This is a genomic window from Ruegeria marisflavi (assembly GCF_025673445.1).
Lineage (GTDB): Bacteria > Pseudomonadota > Alphaproteobacteria > Rhodobacterales > Rhodobacteraceae > Ruegeria_B > Ruegeria_B marisflavi.
On record NZ_JAOVQN010000018.1, the window covers coordinates 44,440 to 61,072 of the forward strand.

At 65.1% G+C, this 16,633-nt stretch carries 16 protein-coding genes; 9 read left to right on the plus strand and 7 right to left on the minus strand.

The annotated features are described in order from the left end of the window. Window positions 1–30: 30 nt before the first annotated feature. The 3 genes from OEZ49_RS16625 to OEZ49_RS16635 are packed head-to-tail and all read right to left on the minus strand — an operon-like array spanning window position 31 to window position 4,205. Window positions 31–1,575, minus strand: coding sequence for an indolepyruvate oxidoreductase subunit beta family protein (locus OEZ49_RS16625; protein ID WP_263389369.1), 1,545 nt, complete (start codon window positions 1,573–1,575; stop codon window positions 31–33). After that, the gene (locus OEZ49_RS16630) at window positions 1,572–3,719 is read right to left on the minus strand and encodes an indolepyruvate ferredoxin oxidoreductase subunit alpha (protein ID WP_263389370.1); all 2,148 of its coding nucleotides are present in this window, start codon (window positions 3,717–3,719) and stop codon (window positions 1,572–1,574) included. Before OEZ49_RS16630 ends, OEZ49_RS16625 begins: the two co-directional genes overlap by 4 nt. A gap of 6 nt (window positions 3,720–3,725) precedes the next feature. After that, window positions 3,726–4,205: a MarR family winged helix-turn-helix transcriptional regulator gene (locus tag OEZ49_RS16635; protein WP_164131781.1), complete on the minus strand. Its 480-nt coding sequence runs from the start codon at window positions 4,203–4,205 to the stop codon at window positions 3,726–3,728. 178 nt (window positions 4,206–4,383) lie between these two features. Between OEZ49_RS16635 and OEZ49_RS16640 the strand changes: the two genes are divergently transcribed. Next, on the plus strand, window positions 4,384–4,815 hold the full coding sequence (locus tag OEZ49_RS16640; protein WP_164131782.1) for an acyl-CoA thioesterase: 432 nt from the start codon (window positions 4,384–4,386) through the stop codon (window positions 4,813–4,815). A gap of 3 nt (window positions 4,816–4,818) precedes the next feature. Here the strand turns inward: OEZ49_RS16640 and OEZ49_RS16645 are convergent, their stop codons facing one another. From OEZ49_RS16645 to OEZ49_RS16660, 4 genes are all read right to left on the minus strand, one after another. Beyond that, window positions 4,819–6,132, minus strand: a complete 1,314-nt coding sequence (locus OEZ49_RS16645) for a TRAP transporter large permease (protein ID WP_263389371.1) — start codon at window positions 6,130–6,132, stop codon at window positions 4,819–4,821. Continuing rightward, window positions 6,129–6,620 (minus strand): TRAP transporter small permease, encoded by a 492-nt coding sequence (locus OEZ49_RS16650; protein ID WP_239059861.1) that lies wholly within the window; start codon window positions 6,618–6,620, stop codon window positions 6,129–6,131. The genes OEZ49_RS16645 and OEZ49_RS16650 overlap by 4 nt, the downstream gene beginning before the upstream one ends. 57 nt (window positions 6,621–6,677) lie before the next feature. Next, window positions 6,678–7,694 carry a TRAP transporter substrate-binding protein gene (locus OEZ49_RS16655; RefSeq protein ID WP_164131785.1) on the minus strand — a complete coding sequence of 339 codons (1,017 nt, stop codon included), beginning with the start codon at window positions 7,692–7,694 and terminating at the stop codon, window positions 6,678–6,680. A 116-nt stretch (window positions 7,695–7,810) separates the two neighbouring features. Then, the gene (locus OEZ49_RS16660; RefSeq protein WP_164131786.1) at window positions 7,811–8,266 is read right to left on the minus strand and encodes a MarR family winged helix-turn-helix transcriptional regulator; all 456 of its coding nucleotides are present in this window, start codon (window positions 8,264–8,266) and stop codon (window positions 7,811–7,813) included. A 65-nt stretch (window positions 8,267–8,331) separates the two neighbouring features. On the opposite strand from OEZ49_RS16660, the gene OEZ49_RS16665 reads away from it, so the two are divergent. Genes OEZ49_RS16665 through OEZ49_RS16700 form a run of 8 tightly spaced genes read left to right on the plus strand, consistent with a single transcriptional unit; the run spans window position 8,332 to window position 16,625 of the window. Then, window positions 8,332–9,264: a PDR/VanB family oxidoreductase gene (locus tag OEZ49_RS16665; RefSeq protein ID WP_263389372.1), complete on the plus strand. Its 933-nt coding sequence runs from the start codon at window positions 8,332–8,334 to the stop codon at window positions 9,262–9,264. An 11-nt stretch (window positions 9,265–9,275) separates the two neighbouring features. Next, complete coding sequence (locus OEZ49_RS16670; protein WP_263389373.1) at window positions 9,276–10,601, plus strand: Rieske 2Fe-2S domain-containing protein; 1,326 nt, start codon at window positions 9,276–9,278, stop codon at window positions 10,599–10,601. Between the two features lie 17 nt (window positions 10,602–10,618). Further along, window positions 10,619–11,095 (plus strand): aromatic-ring-hydroxylating dioxygenase subunit beta, encoded by a 477-nt coding sequence (locus OEZ49_RS16675; protein ID WP_234137923.1) that lies wholly within the window; start codon window positions 10,619–10,621, stop codon window positions 11,093–11,095. Next, window positions 11,092–12,705, plus strand: a complete 1,614-nt coding sequence (locus OEZ49_RS16680) for an AMP-binding protein (protein WP_263389375.1) — start codon at window positions 11,092–11,094, stop codon at window positions 12,703–12,705. Before OEZ49_RS16675 ends, OEZ49_RS16680 begins: the two co-directional genes overlap by 4 nt. Then, window positions 12,705–13,880, plus strand: coding sequence for a thiolase family protein (locus OEZ49_RS16685; protein WP_263389376.1), 1,176 nt, complete (start codon window positions 12,705–12,707; stop codon window positions 13,878–13,880). Before OEZ49_RS16680 ends, OEZ49_RS16685 begins: the two co-directional genes overlap by 1 nt. Beyond that, window positions 13,877–15,133: an SDR family oxidoreductase gene (locus OEZ49_RS16690; protein WP_263389377.1), complete on the plus strand. Its 1,257-nt coding sequence runs from the start codon at window positions 13,877–13,879 to the stop codon at window positions 15,131–15,133. Before OEZ49_RS16685 ends, OEZ49_RS16690 begins: the two co-directional genes overlap by 4 nt. Then, window positions 15,130–15,906, plus strand: coding sequence for a cyclase family protein (locus OEZ49_RS16695; protein WP_263389378.1), 777 nt, complete (start codon window positions 15,130–15,132; stop codon window positions 15,904–15,906). The genes OEZ49_RS16690 and OEZ49_RS16695 overlap by 4 nt, the downstream gene beginning before the upstream one ends. After that, entirely contained in the window at window positions 15,903–16,625 is a 723-nt protein-coding gene (locus OEZ49_RS16700; RefSeq protein ID WP_263389379.1) for an SDR family NAD(P)-dependent oxidoreductase, read from the plus strand. Before OEZ49_RS16695 ends, OEZ49_RS16700 begins: the two co-directional genes overlap by 4 nt. Window positions 16,626–16,633 lie beyond the last annotated feature (8 nt).

The window sequence follows — 16,633 nt, forward strand, 5'->3', positions numbered from 1 at the left end:
GCGAGGCGCAGCCTCGCCCCACCCTGGCCATCACTCCGCGAAGGACCGCACCGTCCGCAGCGCCCCTTCCAGCGCCTTGCCTTCCTCGTCCTGCAACGCCGCCTCGCGCAGCCGCCGCACCCAGTCGGCGGCATCGGCTCGCCCGGCGACCAGATCGGCCCCTGCCATCACAAGATCGAACTTGGACAACCCCCGCGCATGGGTGTCGGAGTAGCCCTTGATCAACCTGCGGCAGCGCAAGAGTTCCACCGCCAGATCATAATCGGCCTGCCGCGCCTCGGTCACACGCTCTAACCAAGCGTCCAGATGCGCCTGCTCCTGTGCATGGCGCAGGGTGCGGCGGCGATAGCCGCGCAGCCCGGCCAGCAGGTAAAGCTGCAGGAAGCCGCTTACCCGGTCACTGCGGATGCGGCGGCCCCGGTTGAACCAACGGTCCAGCCGAGCCATCCATAATGCAGAGGCCTGCACCCGTGCCCCCAATCCCGCCGGCAGCAGCGAGGAAATCTCCTCGGCGCGCGGGTGCAGGAACTCGGTCACCTGCATCCCCTGCTCTGCCGAGCGCCCCATTTCGGCGTCGATACGTTCGCGCCGGGCGGCCCGCGTCTTGCGGTCGGCCACCCGGATCACATCGTCATAGGACATCGCATTGGCAATATGTTTGGCCGCCTCGTGGGTCAGAGCATGGTCGCGCACCGGGTCGTCAATGGCCGCGATCCGCTCCAGATGATCCAGATAGGCGGTGCCATAGGCGCAATCCTGAAACGCCACCACCTTTTGCAACCCGGCGCGGGCCATGTCGCGGATGAGCTCCGGCAGCGTCTCCACCCGGTTCAACAAAGCGGCCCAGTCCGACAGGGCAGCAGCCGGGCCGGAAACTTGCAATGCCGCCTCCAAAGGCTCCGCCTGCGGAACCTGAACCGCCCCCTGGACCGCTTCGAACCCGGCGGCAAAGGCGGCAAGGCTGGCCTCCACCCCCTTGCCCGAATTGCGGATCGCGGCCTCGAACGCCTCGCGCGAGAAGGGCAGAGCGCCCGATCCCGCCAGCGCACCAAACAGGCTGGCCGAGATGACCGACCCTTTGGCGACCGCCAACCTCTCCATATCGGCGCTCAGAAACCGCAGCGCGGCGATCTCTGCAGCGGCCATCACCTCGTCGGCCTGTGCGATCCCGTTGCCCGGCACCATCTTTTCCGATACCGCCAGCGCCCGGTGTTCCGAGGCGATCAGCACGGTCCGGTCGGGCGTGACAAAGCCGCGCTGGATAGCGCGGCCCGCCTCCATCATCTCGGCGGCGATCAGGATGTCTACATCCCCCGCAGCGGGGGCCAGCGAAAACACCGGCACCGCCACGCCCTCGGGCGCGATTTCGACGTAATAGATGGTGGCGCCAGTGCGCTGGGCCACGCCCGCGACCGAGGTCGCCTGTACCGCCCGGCCAGCAGCGCGGGCCACTGCCTCGATCCAGCCGGTCAGCACGCCGCCGCCCTGCCCGCCCACGGCCATGACCACCAGCTTGGTGATCGCACGGGCACTGTCGCCGCCCTGCGGTGTCATTGCGCTGTCCATCAGGGTCATGACACCTCTCCGAAATCAAGCACCTGCCGGGCGCGGCGCGCTTGCAGCCATGTGATGATGCGGCTGCGCCAGCCTGCCAACAGCCGCTCCCACCGCCCCGGATTGTGCACTAGGTCGGCGCGATAGAACGAGGGGCACAGAACGGCGGCATCCGCCACCTCGCCGCAATTGCCGCAACCGACACAGGTCTGGTCGATGCTGGCCACAGGATCGTCGCGCAGCGGGTCGTCCAGCACCGTGAGCGACAGCGAGGGACAGCCCGAGAGACGAATACAGGCATGGTCGCCGGTGCAGATATCCGCGTCCACGCCAAAGCGCGGCGCCTCGACGCGGCGCCCGTCGCGGATCGCCTGCGTACGCAACGGTTTCTCGCGCCGCTGCCGGTTCAGCATGCATTCCGACGAGGCCACGATCAGCTTCGGCCCGTCATAATCCGTGGTCAGCGCCTCGCGGATGGTGTCGCGCATATGGCCCACGTCATAGGTACGGTCGATCTGGCGCACCCATTTCACCCCAACCCCTTCCAGCGCCTTGGAAATCGGATTTCCCGTCGCCTTTGACGGGTTCTTGGCGCGGGAAGACAGCACATCCTGCCCGCCGGTGGCCGCCGAGTAATAGTTGTCGACCACGATGGCCACACTGTCCGAGCGATTGAACACCATGTTGCCGACCGAGGAGCTGAGCCCGTTATGCCAGAACCCGCCATCGCCGATGAACGAGACCGCCCGCCTCGCGCCGCCACCATCGAACGCCGCGTTCGAGGCCGGGCCAAGGCCATAGCCCATGGTCGAACCGCCAATCTCGAAGGGCGGCAGGGCGGCAAACAGGTGACAGCCGATATCGCCGGTGATCTGGTGCTTGCCCAGTTCCTGCTCGACCAGCTTCATCGCGGCGAAAATGGGCCGTTCCGGGCAGCCGGTGCAGAAGCCCGGCGGCCGGATCGGCACGGTCTGCGACAGGTCCGGCAATTCGGGCGGCGGCGCATTGGGGGCGATCACCTGCCCCGGCAACAGCTGTGGCGCCGTGTCCTTGAGGAAACCCGCGATCCCTTCCAGCATGATCTGGCCGGTATATTCGCCCGCCATCGGGAACAGGCCCTTGCCATGCAGGCGCACCGGCGACCCTGTGCGGTGCAACATCGCGGCCAGCCCCTGTTCGATGAACTCGGGCTGCCCCTCTTCGACGACCAGCAGCGCCTCCTTGCCCTTGGCAAACGCCAGAAACTCATCCTTCACCAGCGGATAGGTCACGTTCAACACATAGAGCGGGATTGCCGAACGCCCCTCTATATCGGCCAGACCCAACCGCTGGAGCGCACGGATCACGCCGTTATACATGCCGCCCTGTACCACCAGCCCCACGGGCGCGCTTTCGGGGCCAAAGACCTCGTTCAGCCCCCGCTCTGTGATGAACCGTTCGGCTGCGGGCCAGCGGTTTTCCACCTTGTCGCGCTCGTGCTGATAGGACATCGGCGGCAGCACCACGCGGGCGAAATCGCGGCGTGGCTCTGACAGCGCGTCGCGCACGCTGAGCGGGGGGCGCTGATTGTCGGCACACGCGAACTGGCCCGTGACATGACATGAGCGGATCCGCACCATCAGCATCACTGGTGTGTTCGACGCCTCGGACAGCTCAAACCCCTGTTTCACCGCCTGCACGATCGAGGGCAGGTTCGGACGCGGATCGAGCAGCCAGAATTGCGATTTCATCGCAAAGGCGTGGCTGCGTTCCTGCATGATCGAGGAACCCTCGCCATAATCCTCGCCAACGATCACCAGCGCGCCGCCGGTGACGCCGGACGAGGCCAGATTGGCCAGCGCGTCCGAGGCCACGTTGACCCCGACCGCGCCCTTGAAGGTGACCGCGCCCCGGATCGGGTAATGCACCGAAGCCGCCAGCATGGCCGCCGCCGCCGCCTCGGACGCGTTCGCCTCGAACCGCACGTCCAGCTCGCCCAGCAGGTCCTGAGCATCGGCCAGCACATCCATCAGGTGGCTGATCGGCGCCCCCTGATAACCGCCGACATAGCCCACGCCCGATTCCAGCAAGGCCTTGGTGATCGCCAGAATACCCTCGCCGGTGAAGGTCTCACCCGCCCCCAGCTTGAGGTCCTGCACCTCCCGTTTGAAGGATCGCTCTGCCATCTTGCGTCAGATCTCGTGGATGCGGATATTGGCGAGCATCTTGTGCAGCGTCGCCAGCAAGGCATGCCGCTCTGCCGAGGAGATGCCCTTGAACATCCGGTCATGGCTGGCCCGCATATGCGGCCAGAGCCGGTCATAGACCGCCCGCCCCTCTTGTGTCAGGAACACGCGGCTCGATCTCTGGTCGTCGCTGTCGACCTCGCGGCGCACCAGCCCGTCGGCCTGCAACCCGTCCAGCGCCCGCGACAGGGTGGATTGCTCGACCACCGCATAGATGCCGAGCATCCCGATGGGCAGGCCATCCTTGGCCGACAGGATTGCCAGCGCCCGCATCTTGGCGGTACTCAGCCCCAGCGCGGTCATCTCCTTGCGCAGGTTGGCGTTGTACCGCCCCATGATCCGGTTCATCAGGTAGGGCGCATAGCCATCAAGGCCGATTTCGGCCAACTCCCTGAGATGTTCGCTGTGATCGGTCGATTCGGCCATCTGGGTCTTTCGGTCGTTTCTATGCTCCAGAGTTCCCGAAATTATATGCAAATGCAAGTAAGTTGATCCCGGTGGGGGAGCATCTTGCCGGTTTTCCAGCTTCGGGCTTGTCAAACCTGTCCAGCCCGGCAATCACGGAACGGACACAAAGGGACCAGAGAAAGGGCGAACCCGCATCATGGACAAGATCTTCACCACCGAACGCGAGCTTCGTTTTGGCGACTGCGACATTTCCGGGACCGCCTATTTCCCCTCTTACCTCGATATCCTCAACAGCGTGAACGAAGAGTTCTGGGCCGTCATGGGCTTTCCCTGGCACCACATCATCTGGAATGAGCGCTGGGGCACGCCCACCGTGCACCTGAGCTGTGATTTCTCGAAACCCTCGTTCTTTGGCGAGACGCTGCGGTTCGAACTCGGGGTGGTCAAGGTCGGACGTTCCTCGGTCACCGTGCGACACCGGATCAGCTGTGGCGAGGAAATCCGCTGGTCCTCGACCCAGGTTCTGGCGGCCAGCGATCTGGACAAGCACATCTCGATTGCCTGGCCCGATGCGATGCGCGAGGCGCTGGAGACACGCCTCGCCACCCCCGAAGAGCTTGGGTTCTAGATCCTACATCTGCGCCGGCAGATAAAGCGCCAGCGCCGGCACGGCAAGCAACAGCGCCAGCCGGACGATATCCACCACCCAGAACGGCGTGACCCCGCGAAAGATCGTGCCGGTGGTCACGTCACCCACCACGCCCTTGAGAACGAAGACGTTCAATCCCACGGGCGGGGTGATCAGGCTGATCTCGGTCACCACGACAACGATGATACCGAACCAGATCGGGTCATAGCCGAGCGACGTGACCAGCGGAAAGAAGATCGGCACCGTCAGCAGCAGCATCGACAGCGACTCGAATACACAACCCAGCGCGATGTAGATCACCAGGATCACGGCCATGACCTGCCAGGGACGTAGATCATAGGCGGTGATCAGGTCGCTCAGCGCCGCAGGCAACCCCGCCACATTGACGAAGTTCGAGAATATCCAGGCCCCGATCAGCACCGCAAACAGGCTGGCCGCCGTGATCGAGGTTTCCAGCAGAACCTCCAACGTGTCCTTCAGGCTGAGCCGGCGCCGCGCCAGCGCGATCAGGAAAGCGCCCATCGCGCCCATCCCCGCCGCCTCGGTCGGTGAAAAGTTCAGGTTCAGCGGCGGAATGTCGAAGAGACCATAAAGCCCGCCGATCACCAGGAAGAACAGCAGCACCACGGCCCAGACCTCGCGCAGGGCCGCAAGCCGTCCGCGCAGCGGCACGCGAGGACCGGCGGGACCGGCCTCGGGTGTGCGCCAGACCGTCCAGCGCACCGCACAGAGATAAAGCAGGATGCCCAGCATCCCCGGCACGATGCCCGCGACAAAGAGCTTGCCGATCGAGGTCTCGGTCAAGAGGCCATATATCACCAGGATCACCGAGGGCGGGATCAGGATCCCCAGCGTGCCGCCCGCCGCGATGGATGCAGTGGAAAGCTCGTCGGAATATCCGAACCGGCGCATTTCGGGCATGGCCACCTTGGCCATGGTGGCTGCCGTGGCCAGCGACGAGCCGGAAATGGCGGCAAACCCGCCGCAGGCCACGATAGTGGCCATCGCGAGGCCACCGCGCAGGTGACCGAGAAAGGCGTTCGAAGCCGCGTAAAGCTCGCGACTGATGCCGCCCTTGTTCACGAACAGCCCCATCAGGATGAAGAGCGGCACCACCGACAGGCCATAGTCCTGGCTGGTGTCGATGATCAGCCGCGCCACCATCGAGATCGAGGCGCGGAAATTGCTTTCGGCCATGAAACCCACCATGCCGACAAATCCCATGGCAAAGGCGATGGGCACGCGCACGAGGATCAGGAAAAGAACTGCGGCAAAACCGATAAGCGATGCGGTCATGGCGCACTCCCCGCCAGACGTGGCGCCACGATCAGCAGCACGCCGCGCACCACCAGCACCACCGCAGTGACCAGCGTCATCGCCGCGATGAACCAGCCGACCACGTGCAGCGGCAGGCGCAGGTATTCCATGACATCTCCATAAGACCGCGACCGCTCAGCCAGGTCGAACACCCGCTGCGCGGGCAGGAACAGGATCGCGCCGCAGAACAGACAGACCGCCGCATCGCGCCAGCGCGACAGGCGGAACCGGGCAAATGGGGCATCCAGGAGATCCACGCTTACATGGGCATTCCGGCCCGACAGGACCGGCATGACCGAAAAAACCATCACCGCCATCAACAGGCGCGTCAGGTCGGCGGCCACCTCGATTGGCGCATTGAAGACCGAGCGCAGGACCACGTCGGCAAAAGTCATCACCATAAGGACGAACAGCGCGGCCGAGGCCAGAAGACCGGGCAGCCAGACGGAAAGGGAGAAAAAGCGCATCATATGGTCAATCGCAAACGTGCCGCCCCAAGGATCGGGGCGGCACATGCTTGCATGTCAGTTCGCGGCCATCTCGGCCTTGACCATCTCATAGGCGGCCTGCGCATCCACGCCCGCCCCTTCGAGTTCGGCCAGGACCTTGGCGGTCACTTCTGCCGCAATCGCGGCAAACTTGGCCTGATCCTCGGCCGAAGCGTCGACGATCTTGGTCCCCTCGGCCGACTTGGTGGCCTCGTACCCGATCATGTCCGACTTGTCCCAGGCCGCGCCTGCCATCCGGCTGGCTGGCTCACCAAACACCTTTTCATCCAGCGCCGCCTGAACATCGGCGGGCAGGCTGTCAAAGGTCTCCTGGCTCATGATGATGGCGAAAGACCCGCGATAGAAACCGCCGGGCATGTCGTAGAGGTTCTTGGCCACTTCGTTCAGCTTGAAGCCCACACGCTCGCCCACGTTCATCGCCACCGCGTCGGCGGCACCGGATTCCAGCGTCTCATAGACCTTGGGCGCGGGCACGTTGATCCCCACCAGCCCCAGCGCCGCGCCGACATCGCCCGCAACGCCGCCGCCGATCCGGGTCTTCAGCCCGTTCAGGTCGGCCAGCGAGGCCACATCCTTGCTGGTGTGGATCTGGCCCGGACCATGGGTATTGAGCGAGATCAGTTTGACGCCCCGGTGTTCATCCAGCTTGGCCAGATGCGCCTCGTGCACACGCCAATAAGCGACCGAGGCGGCCTCGGCATTGCCCTCAAAGCCCGGCAGTTCGATCAGCTTTGTGCCGATGAACCGGCCCGGCTGGTAGCCATGGAAGATGATCGCGATATCCGCCGCACCGTCCTGGATCAGGTCCATCTGCGCTGGCGGCGGCGCCAGGCCAAAGACCAGCTCGCCGCTGACCTGCCCGCCGCTGGCCTCTTCGATCATGCCGATCAGGCCAGCAAAAATCTCGGTGTTGATGCCGTGGGTCGGCGGCAGCCAGGTAGAGACGCGCAAGGTGGTGTCAGCGGCCCAGGCGGCCATGCTGGTGCTGGCGCAGACGACCGCTGCGGCGGCAAGGCGTGCAAAATGCTTCATGTAGTCCTCCCTCGTGATGCTGTGCCCGGCGTGACCGGAACTAGTGATCCCGGCGCAAGCATCACACCGCGCCTCGGCAGTTGTCAAGAAATATGAAATTGCATGTATTCCGGCGATCAGGTCGCATCGGGCCGGTCCAGAACGTCCAGCAACGTGCGCAAAACCCCCTTGATACGGGCGGCATCCGTATCGGCCAGCGCTGACAGCAACCGGGTTTCGTGCCGCCGCGCATCCTTGACCAGCGCTTCGGCCAGGTCCCTGCCCTCGGCGGTCAGACGCACCCGCACGCGCCGCTTGTCATTGGAATCGGCAACCCGGCTCACCAGCCCGCGCGCATCCATCTGATCAACGATTCGCGTCATCCGCGACTGCTCCATCAGCGACAGACGGGCCAGACGGGTGATCATCATACCATCATTGTCCACCAGACAGGCCAGCACCCGCCATTCGGGCACCCGCAGGCCGCGCGCGCGGACATGGTCATGAAACTGCGCGCTGGCCTGCTCGCTGGACGCCGCGAGAAGGTACAGCAGATATCCGGTCACAAAGGTGTCGTTCTGGGTTTCACTCATGAGGTCTGAATTTGTCTTGACTCGATTTATATGATTTTTCATATTTTAAGCAGGGAGGCGCCGAGATGCTCAAGCTGACAATTGCGCAGAAACTGGCCGTGACCAAGCGGATTTCGGCATTCACCCTGGTTGCGGCCGATGGTGAAGCCCTACCCGGCTACACCGCCGGGGCCCATATCGCCGTCGAAACCGCCTCCGGACCACGCAGCTATTCGCTGATCGACTGGCCCGGTGACACGCCCGGCCCCTATACCATCGCGGTCCAGCGCGAGGACGCGGGCGATGGCGGCAGCAAGGCCATGCATGCCTTGTCCGAAGGTGACACGATCACCACGGCCGAACCGAAGAATGACTTTGAGCTGCGGACCGAAGACAAGCCCGCGGCCCTGCTGGCGGGCGGCATCGGCGTGACACCGCTGATCTCGATGGCCACCACACTCCGGGCGCAATCACGGCCCTTTGTCTTTCACTATTCCGGCCGCAGCGCCGATGCGATGGCCTGGCTGGACAGGTCGCGCGACGAATTCGGGGGCAATTTCCACGCCCATTTCGACGATACCGCGCCGCTGGACCTGAACACGCTGATGGCCGATCTCACCGGCCACGCCCTATATATCTGTGGGCCAAAAGGCATGATCGAAGCTGCCCGCACCGCCGCCGAGGCGGCGGGTATCGCCGCCGCAGACATTCATGTGGAACTCTTCACCAATGCCGCGCCCAGCGCGGCCGACAGCGCGTTCGAGATCGAGATCGCCTCGTCAGGCGAGGTCATCACCGTGGCGCCCGGCCAGACCATCATCGAGGCGTTGGAGGCCGCTGGCCTCGACCCGCTCTATGATTGCCAACGCGGCGATTGCGGCATCTGCCAGACCGACGTGATCGCGGGCACCCCCGATCACCGCGACGTGGTGCTCAGCCAGGCCGAACGCGACAGCGGCAAGGTCATGCAAATCTGTGTCAGCCGGGCGCTCAGCGCGCGCCTCGTGCTCGATCTGTAAGGGAGGAAGGCATGAACGCGAACGATATCAGGGCGATGATCCAGCCCGCTCAGGTCCATCGCGACGTCTATATCAGCGATGCGGTCTATCAGCTGGAAATGCGCCACCTTTTCACCAATGCCTGGATCTTTGTCGGCCATGACAGCCAGACCCCGAACAAGGGCGATTACATCACCACACAGGTGGGCGACCAGCCAGTGATCATGGTGCGCCACACCGATGGCGAGGTGAAGGTTCTTTACAACCGCTGCCCGCACAAGGGCACCAAGATCGCCATCGACCGGGCCGGCAATACCGGCAAGTTCTTTCGCTGCCCGTATCACGCCTGGAGCTTCAAGACCGATGGCTGCCTGCTCGCCATCCCGCTGAAGAAGGGATACGAGGGCACCGGCCTGTCCGACAGCCAGAACGGCAAGGGGATGCAGGCGGTGGGCGCGGTGCACAATTATCGCGGCTTCGTCTTTGCCCGGTTGGCCGAAGACGGGATCGGGTTCGACGAGTTCTTTGGCGGCTCTCTCAGTTCCATCGACAACATGGTCGACCGCGCGCCTGAAGGCCGCGTGGAAATCTCCGGCCCGCCGCTGCGCTACATGCACAAGTGCAACTGGAAAATGCTGGTCGAAAACCAGACCGACACCTGCCATCCGATGGTCGCGCATGAAAGCTCGGCCGGGACAGCGGTCAAGATCTATGAGCAGATGGGCAACCCCGAACCGCGCCCGCCCGCGATGCAGATCATCGCGCCGTTCATGAGCCCTTATGAGTTCTTCGAGGACATGGGCATCCGCACCTGGCCCAATGGCCACGGCCATACCGGCGTCAACATGTCGATCCATTCGAAATACGATGCCATCCCCGGCTATTTCGAAGCGATGGTCGAAGCCTATGGCGAAAAGCGCGCCAAGGCCATTCTGGACGAGAACCGGCACAACACCGTCTATTTCCCCAATATCATGATCAAGGCGCCGCTGACGCAGCTGCGCAACTTCATCCCGCTGGGGGCAGACCGGACGCTGGTGGAAAGCTATGTCTACCGGCTGGTCGGCGCGCCCGAGCAGCTGACCGCCATGTCGGCTATGTACAACCGGATGATCAACGCCCCCACTTCGATCGTGGGTCATGACGATCTGGAGATGTACGAGCGCGCGCAAGAGGGGCTCCACGCCGAGGGCATGCAATGGGTCGATATCCGGCGGTTGCATACAGGGCCAGAGGATTTCGAGACCGAAGCGGTCGAAAACGGCACCACCGAACGGCAGATGCGCAACCAGTTCCACGCCTGGGCCAAGTTCATGACCATGTCGATGGAGGGCGCCCCCGGCGTCGCCGCCGAATGAGCGAGGGGAATGCAGCAATGACCACCCGCGACGACGTGATCGACTTCATCTATGCCGAAACAAGGATGCTGGACGAGGGACGCTATACCGAATGGCTCGACCTGTGGCTGCCCGATGCGGTCTACTGGATGCCGCTCGACTACAAGCAGGCCGATCCGGTCAACGCCACCTCGTTCCTTTACGAGGACAATTTCATGCTGCGCCTCAGGGTCGAGCGGCTGAATGGCGAGCGGACCTTTTCGCAGAAGCCCAAATCGCGCTGTAACCACGTGATCCAGCGCCCCTTTGTCGATGTCTTCGACCCAGAGGCGGGCAAGTTCCAGACCGTGACCAACATGCATTATGTCGAGACGCGGCTGGACGAACAGCAGCTCTTGGCCCTCACCGTGACGCATGATCTGGCGCTGGTGGATGGCGCTTTCCGTATCGCGGGCAAGAAGGTGGAGCTGCTCAATTGCGACGCCGCCTTTGGCAATATCCAGCTGCTGCCGTGAGCGCCGAGACGGTTTACGCCGCCATCGCGGCCACAGCGGCACGCTGGCCGGACCGCCCGCTGCTTGACGTTTTGCCCGGCACGGCGGCGGCCTATGACATCGCGGCCGGGCCGGTCAGCTATGGCACCTTCCTTGCGCGCGTGGATGCGCGGGCCGAGGCGCTGAAACAGGCGGGCTATGGCGCGGGAATGCGGGTGGCAGCGCTTTTGGAAAACCGGCCCGTGTTCTTTGAGCTCTTTGCCGCGCTCAACTGCATCGGCGCCTCGATCGTACCGATCAATCCCGACCTGCGGGCGGCCGAACTGGAATACCTGATCGGCCATGCGCAACCGGCGCTGATCGTCGCCCTGCCCGCCCGTGCCGAAGAACTGCGCGCGGCGGCCTTGGCTGCGGGTGTCACAACCCCGGTCATCGGGGACCAGGATGCACCGCCCCCACCCCGCGCCGAGGCCACCGTGACCGAGCCACGCACAGGCGAGGCGCGCGAGGCGGCGCTGCTCTATACCTCGGGCACCACCGGCAACCCCAAGGGCTGCGTGCTGCCCAATGCCTATTTCCTGCTGGCCGGGCGCTGGTATGCCGATCTGGGCGGGGTCGCGTCCCTGACCGAAACGGGCGAGCGGATGATCACGCCCCTGCCGATCTTTCACATGAACGCCATGGCCTATTCCTTCATGGCGATGGTCACCGTGGGCGGTTGCCTGATCGCGCTCGACCGCTTCCATCCGTCGAGCTGGTGGGCCGATGTGGCCGGGGCGCGCGCCACCTGCCTGCATTACCTGGGCGTCATGCCCTCGATCCTGATGTCCCTGCCCGAGGCACCTGCGGACCGCGCCCATCACGTGCGCTTCGGTTTCGGGGCGGGGATCGACCCCAAGCTGCAAGCCGGGTTCGAGGCGCGGTTCGGCTTTCCGCTGATCGAGGCCTGGGCGATGACCGAAACCGGGGCAGGCGCGGTAATCGCCGCCCATACGCATGACCGGCTGATCGGCCAATCCTGTCTGGGCCGGGCCGAGGGCTGGGTCGCGGCCCGCGTGGTCACCGATACCGGACAGGACGCCGCCCCGGACGAGCCGGGCGAACTCCTAGTCCGCAACGTCGGTCCCGACCCGCGCTACGGCTTCTTCTCGCATTACGACAAGAACCCCGAGGCCACGGCAGAAGCCTGGGAAGGCGGCTGGTTCCACACCGGGGATATCGTGCGCCGCGATGGTGACGGGCGGTTCTTCTTCGTGGACCGCAAGAAGAACGTAATCCGCCGCTCGGGCGAGAATATCGCCGCGGTCGAGGTGGAAAGCGTGTTGATGCGCCACCCGTCCATCCGGGCGGCGGGCGTGGCCGCTGTGCCCGACCCGATGCGCGGGGACGAGGTGTTCGCCTGTCTAACTGTCGATGCCCCCTCGCCCGATCTTGCCCAGCAGATCGCCCAATGGGCGCTGACCCAGATGGCCTATTACAAGGTGCCGGGCTATATTGCCTTTGTGGACAACCTGCCGATGACCCCGACCCAGAAGATCCAGCGCAAGGCGCTGAAAGAGATGGCCGAGGCGCTGTTGTCGGACCCAGCCACGGTGACGCTGACCCATCTCAAGAAACGGCAGGTGGCGTGATGGCACGACCTGCCAGCTATGAGGGCGTGGCGCTGGTTGCGCCCTTCTCGACGCCCTATCAGCGCTATTCCATCGACACCGCCCATCACTGGATTGCCACCGCTTTGCGCGGCTCGTTGCGGGCGGCGGGGCTGAAGCCCGGCGATCTGGACGGGTTCCAGGTCGCGTCCTTCACGCTGTTCCCCGATACCGCCGTGGGGCTGACCCAGCATCTGGGCCTCTGCCCGCGCTGGCTGGATCATATCCCGATGGGCGGCGCCTCGGCCGGGGTGGCCCTGCGCCGCGCCGCGCGCGCTGTGCAGGCGGGTGACGCCGAAATCATTGCCTGCGTCGCAGGCGACACCAACCATATCGACAGTTTCCGGCAGCTCTTGTCCAGCTTCTCACGCTTTGCGATGGATGCGAGCTATCCCTATGGCTACGGCGGCCCGAATGCGAGCTTTGCGCTGCTCACCGACCGCTACATGACCGAATACGGCGCCACGCGCGCGGATTTCGGGCGGCTCTGCGTGGCCCAGCGCGCCAATGCGCTGAAGAACCCGAACGCGGTGATGAAGAAACCCCTGACGATGGAGCAATACCTGAACGCCCGCCCCATCGCCGACCCGATTGCGCTCTTTGACTGCGTGATGCCCTGCGCCGGGGCCGAGGCGTTTCTGGTCATGTCCGAGGATCGGGCGCAATCGCTGAACCTGCCCTTTGCCCGGCTGGCCGCCGCCATCGAGCGGCACAATGCCCATGCCGACGACCCAATCCAGCTGCGCGGTGGCTGGACGATGGATGTGGATGTGCTCTGGGATCAGGCCGGAATGGGACCGCAGGACATGGATCTGGTGCAGACCTATGACGACTATCCGGTGATTTCGATGATGCAGATCGAGGATCTGGGGTTCTGCGCCAAGGGCGAAGGCCCGGCCTTCCTGCGCGAGAAGGATCTGACCGTTTCGGGCGACTTCCCCCACAACACCTCGGGCGGGCAGCTTTCCGGCGGTCAGGCCGGGGCGGCGGGCGGCTTCATCGGCATGGTCGAGGCGATCCGCCAGGTCACCGGACAGGCAGGCGGCACGCAGGTGCCGGGAGCGGAACGGGCGCTGGTGTCGGGCTTTGGCATGATCAACTTCGACCGTGGCCTCTGTTCCAGTGCGGCGGTCCTCACGACCGGAGCGCGCGCATGACCCATCCCCTGTCCCCGCCGCCCAGAAAAGACCCGCAGAAACGGTCGGTTTCACCGACTCGCCCGCCCGAGGTGCGGTCTCGCGCCGCCCTCCACCTGACCGCCGCCGCTGCCGAAGGCCGCTTTGCCCTGCAACGCTGCGCCGACTGCGGCAAGGTGCAATACCCGCCGCGCGATGCCTGTTCCGCCTGCCTGAGCACAGACCTGCCGTGGCAGGACATGGCGCCGGGCGGCACGCTGATCGCCGAGACCACGGTACAGACCTCGCCCCGGCTTTACTTCCGCGAGCGGATGCCATGGCGCGCGGGCACCGTGCAGCTCGATGCCGGCCCCACCGTGCTGGCCCATATCCATGGCGATGTGGCGCGCCACGCCCGCGTGCGCATCACCGCCCGGCTTGACCAGGCAGGCCAGGGCGTGCTGGTCGCCCTGCCCGAAACCGACACCCCGAACATGGAGGACGATCCGCTGATGCGTGCCCTCTCTGCCGACCCCAAACACCGCCGCGTGCTGATCACCGATGCCCGCAGTGCCCAGGCCCCCGCGCTGGCGCGCGCCCTGCAAAAGGCGGGTGCGGCGATCATCTTCGCCGGTGAGCCGGAAAGCTGGCGGCCCTATCCGCAGCGCGCCGAACTGGAGGCGCTGGGGGTGCAGATCCTGCCGATGGACGTGACCGACACCGCATCGGTGCAGAAACTGGCAGGCGAGATCGGTGGCAAGACCGATATCCTGATCAACACCGCCCGGTTCCTGCGCCCCGGCGGCGTGCTGGATCGAGGCGATACCGGCTTTGCCCGCGACGAGCTGGAGGTGAACTACCTCGGCCTGATGCGGCTGGCGCAGGCATTCGGCCCCGGCATGTGCACGCGCGCCTCGGACGGGGTGAACGCCGCCGCCGCATGGGTCAACCTGCTGAGTGTCGGCGCGCTGAGCAACGCGCGCCCCTTCGGCGCCTATTCCGCCAGCCAGGCGGGGGCCTATTCCCTCAGCCAATCGCTGCGCGCCGAATTCCGCCCCTCGGGCCTGAGGGTGATGAACGTGTTCTTTGGCCCCACCGAAGAGGACGACTGGTACCAGCCGCTACCACCACCGCGCGTCACCGCATCCGCATTGGCGCGGTCCGTCGTGGACGGACTGCAACGGGGATTGGAAGACGTCTGGTGCGGCGACATCGCCCAGGACCTGCGCGACCGCTTCCGCCGCGACCCCAAGGTGCTGGAACGCGAAATGACGCTGGGAGGAGAAGGCGCATGACCACTCTGGCCAATCTCGCCACCCGCATCGCCAGCGGAGAGATCCGGGTGGTGGACCTGACCCACACGCTCGACCCCGATTTCCCGGTCATCATCCTGCCGCCCGAATTCGGCCAATGCGCCCGCTTCCGGATGGAAGAGATCAGCGCCTATGACCATCGCGGCCCGGCGTGGAAATGGCACAATATCTCGATGTCCGAACATACCGGCACCCATTTCGACGCGCCAGCGCACTGGATCTCGGGCCGTGACCTGCCGCGCGCGGCGGTGGACGAGATCGACCCGGCCAACTTCATCGGCCCGGTCTGTGTCATCGACTGTTCGCAAGGCGCGGCAGAGGACGAAGATTTCGAACTGACCGTACCCCTGATCGAGGCGTGGGAGGCCAGCCATGGCCGCATCCCCGCCGGGGCCTGGGTGCTGATGCGCACCGACTGGTCGAAACGGCGCGGTGCCGCATACCTCAACATGCGTGAGGACGGGCCGCATTCGCCCGGTCCCACTCCGCAAGCGATCCGCTTTCTGATCGACCAGCGCGACATTCGCGGTTTTGGCGTCGAAACCGTGGGCACCGATGCCGGTCAGGGCAGCCATTATACCCCGCCCTACCCGGCGCATTACTACCTGCACGGCGCAGGGCGGTTCGGGCTGCAATGCCTGTCGGACCTCGACCAGCTACCGCCCACCGGCGCGGTGCTGATCGCAGCGCCCCTCAAGATCAAGAACGGCACCGGCAGCCCGCTCAGGGTACTGGCGCTGGTGGAGGAGACATGACCCATACCGCCGTCATCACCGGGGGCAACAAGGGCATCGGCGCCGATCTGGCGCAAGCGCTCCTGGCGCGCGACTACACGGTCGTGTCGATCTCGCGCCACGCCCCCGAGTTCACCCATCCCCGCCTCCACTCGGTCGAGGCCGATCTCCTGGACCCACAAGCTGTGGCCGATGCCGCCGCGCAAGCGGCATCCAGCCACCAGGTCACCCACCTGATCCACAACGCGGGCCTGATCTGGCCCAACCTGATCGAAGAGGCCGAAGCCTCGGACATCACCGGGCTGGCACAATTGCACCTCGGCTCGGCGTTGACCCTGCTCAAGGCGTTTCTGCCCACGATGAAGGCGCGGGCCTTCGGGCGGGTGATGTTCAACGGCTCGCGCGCGGCGCTCGGCGCGCCCACCCGCACCGCCTATGGCGCCACCAAGGCGGGCATGATCGGCATGGCCCGCACCTGGGCACTGGAACTGGCGCCGCATGGCATAACCGTCAACGTGGTGGCCCCGGGTCCGATCCTGACCGACAATTTCTGGGGTATCGTGGAAAAGGACAGCTCACAGCAAGAGGCGCTGGCCAAACGCATTCCCATGGGCCGCCTTGGCCGGGTCGATGACGTCACCCGCGCCTTTCTGTTCTTTTGCGACCCCGAAAACAGCTTTGTCACCGGCCAGACTCTCTATGTCTGCGGCGGCGCCAGTGTCGGATCGCTCCAAATCTGAGAAACAGA

Bases quoted from the DNA above. Each gene is read 5' to 3' on its own strand.
- OEZ49_RS16625 (WP_263389369.1), bottom strand. From the start codon at position 1,575: ATGACCCTGATGGACAGCGCAATGACACCGCAGGGCGGCGACAGTGCC.
- OEZ49_RS16630 (WP_263389370.1), bottom strand. From the start codon at position 3,719: ATGGCAGAGCGATCCTTCAAACGGGAGGTGCAGGACCTCAAGCTGGGG.
- OEZ49_RS16635 (WP_164131781.1), bottom strand. From the start codon at position 4,205: ATGGCCGAATCGACCGATCACAGCGAACATCTCAGGGAGTTGGCCGAA.
- OEZ49_RS16640 (WP_164131782.1), top strand. From the start codon at position 4,384: ATGGACAAGATCTTCACCACCGAACGCGAGCTTCGTTTTGGCGACTGC.
- OEZ49_RS16645 (WP_263389371.1), bottom strand. From the start codon at position 6,132: ATGACCGCATCGCTTATCGGTTTTGCCGCAGTTCTTTTCCTGATCCTC.
- OEZ49_RS16650 (WP_239059861.1), bottom strand. From the start codon at position 6,620: ATGCGCTTTTTCTCCCTTTCCGTCTGGCTGCCCGGTCTTCTGGCCTCG.
- OEZ49_RS16655 (WP_164131785.1), bottom strand. From the start codon at position 7,694: ATGAAGCATTTTGCACGCCTTGCCGCCGCAGCGGTCGTCTGCGCCAGC.
- OEZ49_RS16660 (WP_164131786.1), bottom strand. From the start codon at position 8,266: ATGAGTGAAACCCAGAACGACACCTTTGTGACCGGATATCTGCTGTAC.
- OEZ49_RS16665 (WP_263389372.1), top strand. From the start codon at position 8,332: ATGCTCAAGCTGACAATTGCGCAGAAACTGGCCGTGACCAAGCGGATT.
- OEZ49_RS16670 (WP_263389373.1), top strand. From the start codon at position 9,276: ATGAACGCGAACGATATCAGGGCGATGATCCAGCCCGCTCAGGTCCAT.
- OEZ49_RS16675 (WP_234137923.1), top strand. From the start codon at position 10,619: ATGACCACCCGCGACGACGTGATCGACTTCATCTATGCCGAAACAAGG.
- OEZ49_RS16685 (WP_263389376.1), top strand. From the start codon at position 12,705: ATGGCACGACCTGCCAGCTATGAGGGCGTGGCGCTGGTTGCGCCCTTC.
- OEZ49_RS16690 (WP_263389377.1), top strand. From the start codon at position 13,877: ATGACCCATCCCCTGTCCCCGCCGCCCAGAAAAGACCCGCAGAAACGG.
- OEZ49_RS16695 (WP_263389378.1), top strand. From the start codon at position 15,130: ATGACCACTCTGGCCAATCTCGCCACCCGCATCGCCAGCGGAGAGATC.
- OEZ49_RS16700 (WP_263389379.1), top strand. From the start codon at position 15,903: ATGACCCATACCGCCGTCATCACCGGGGGCAACAAGGGCATCGGCGCC.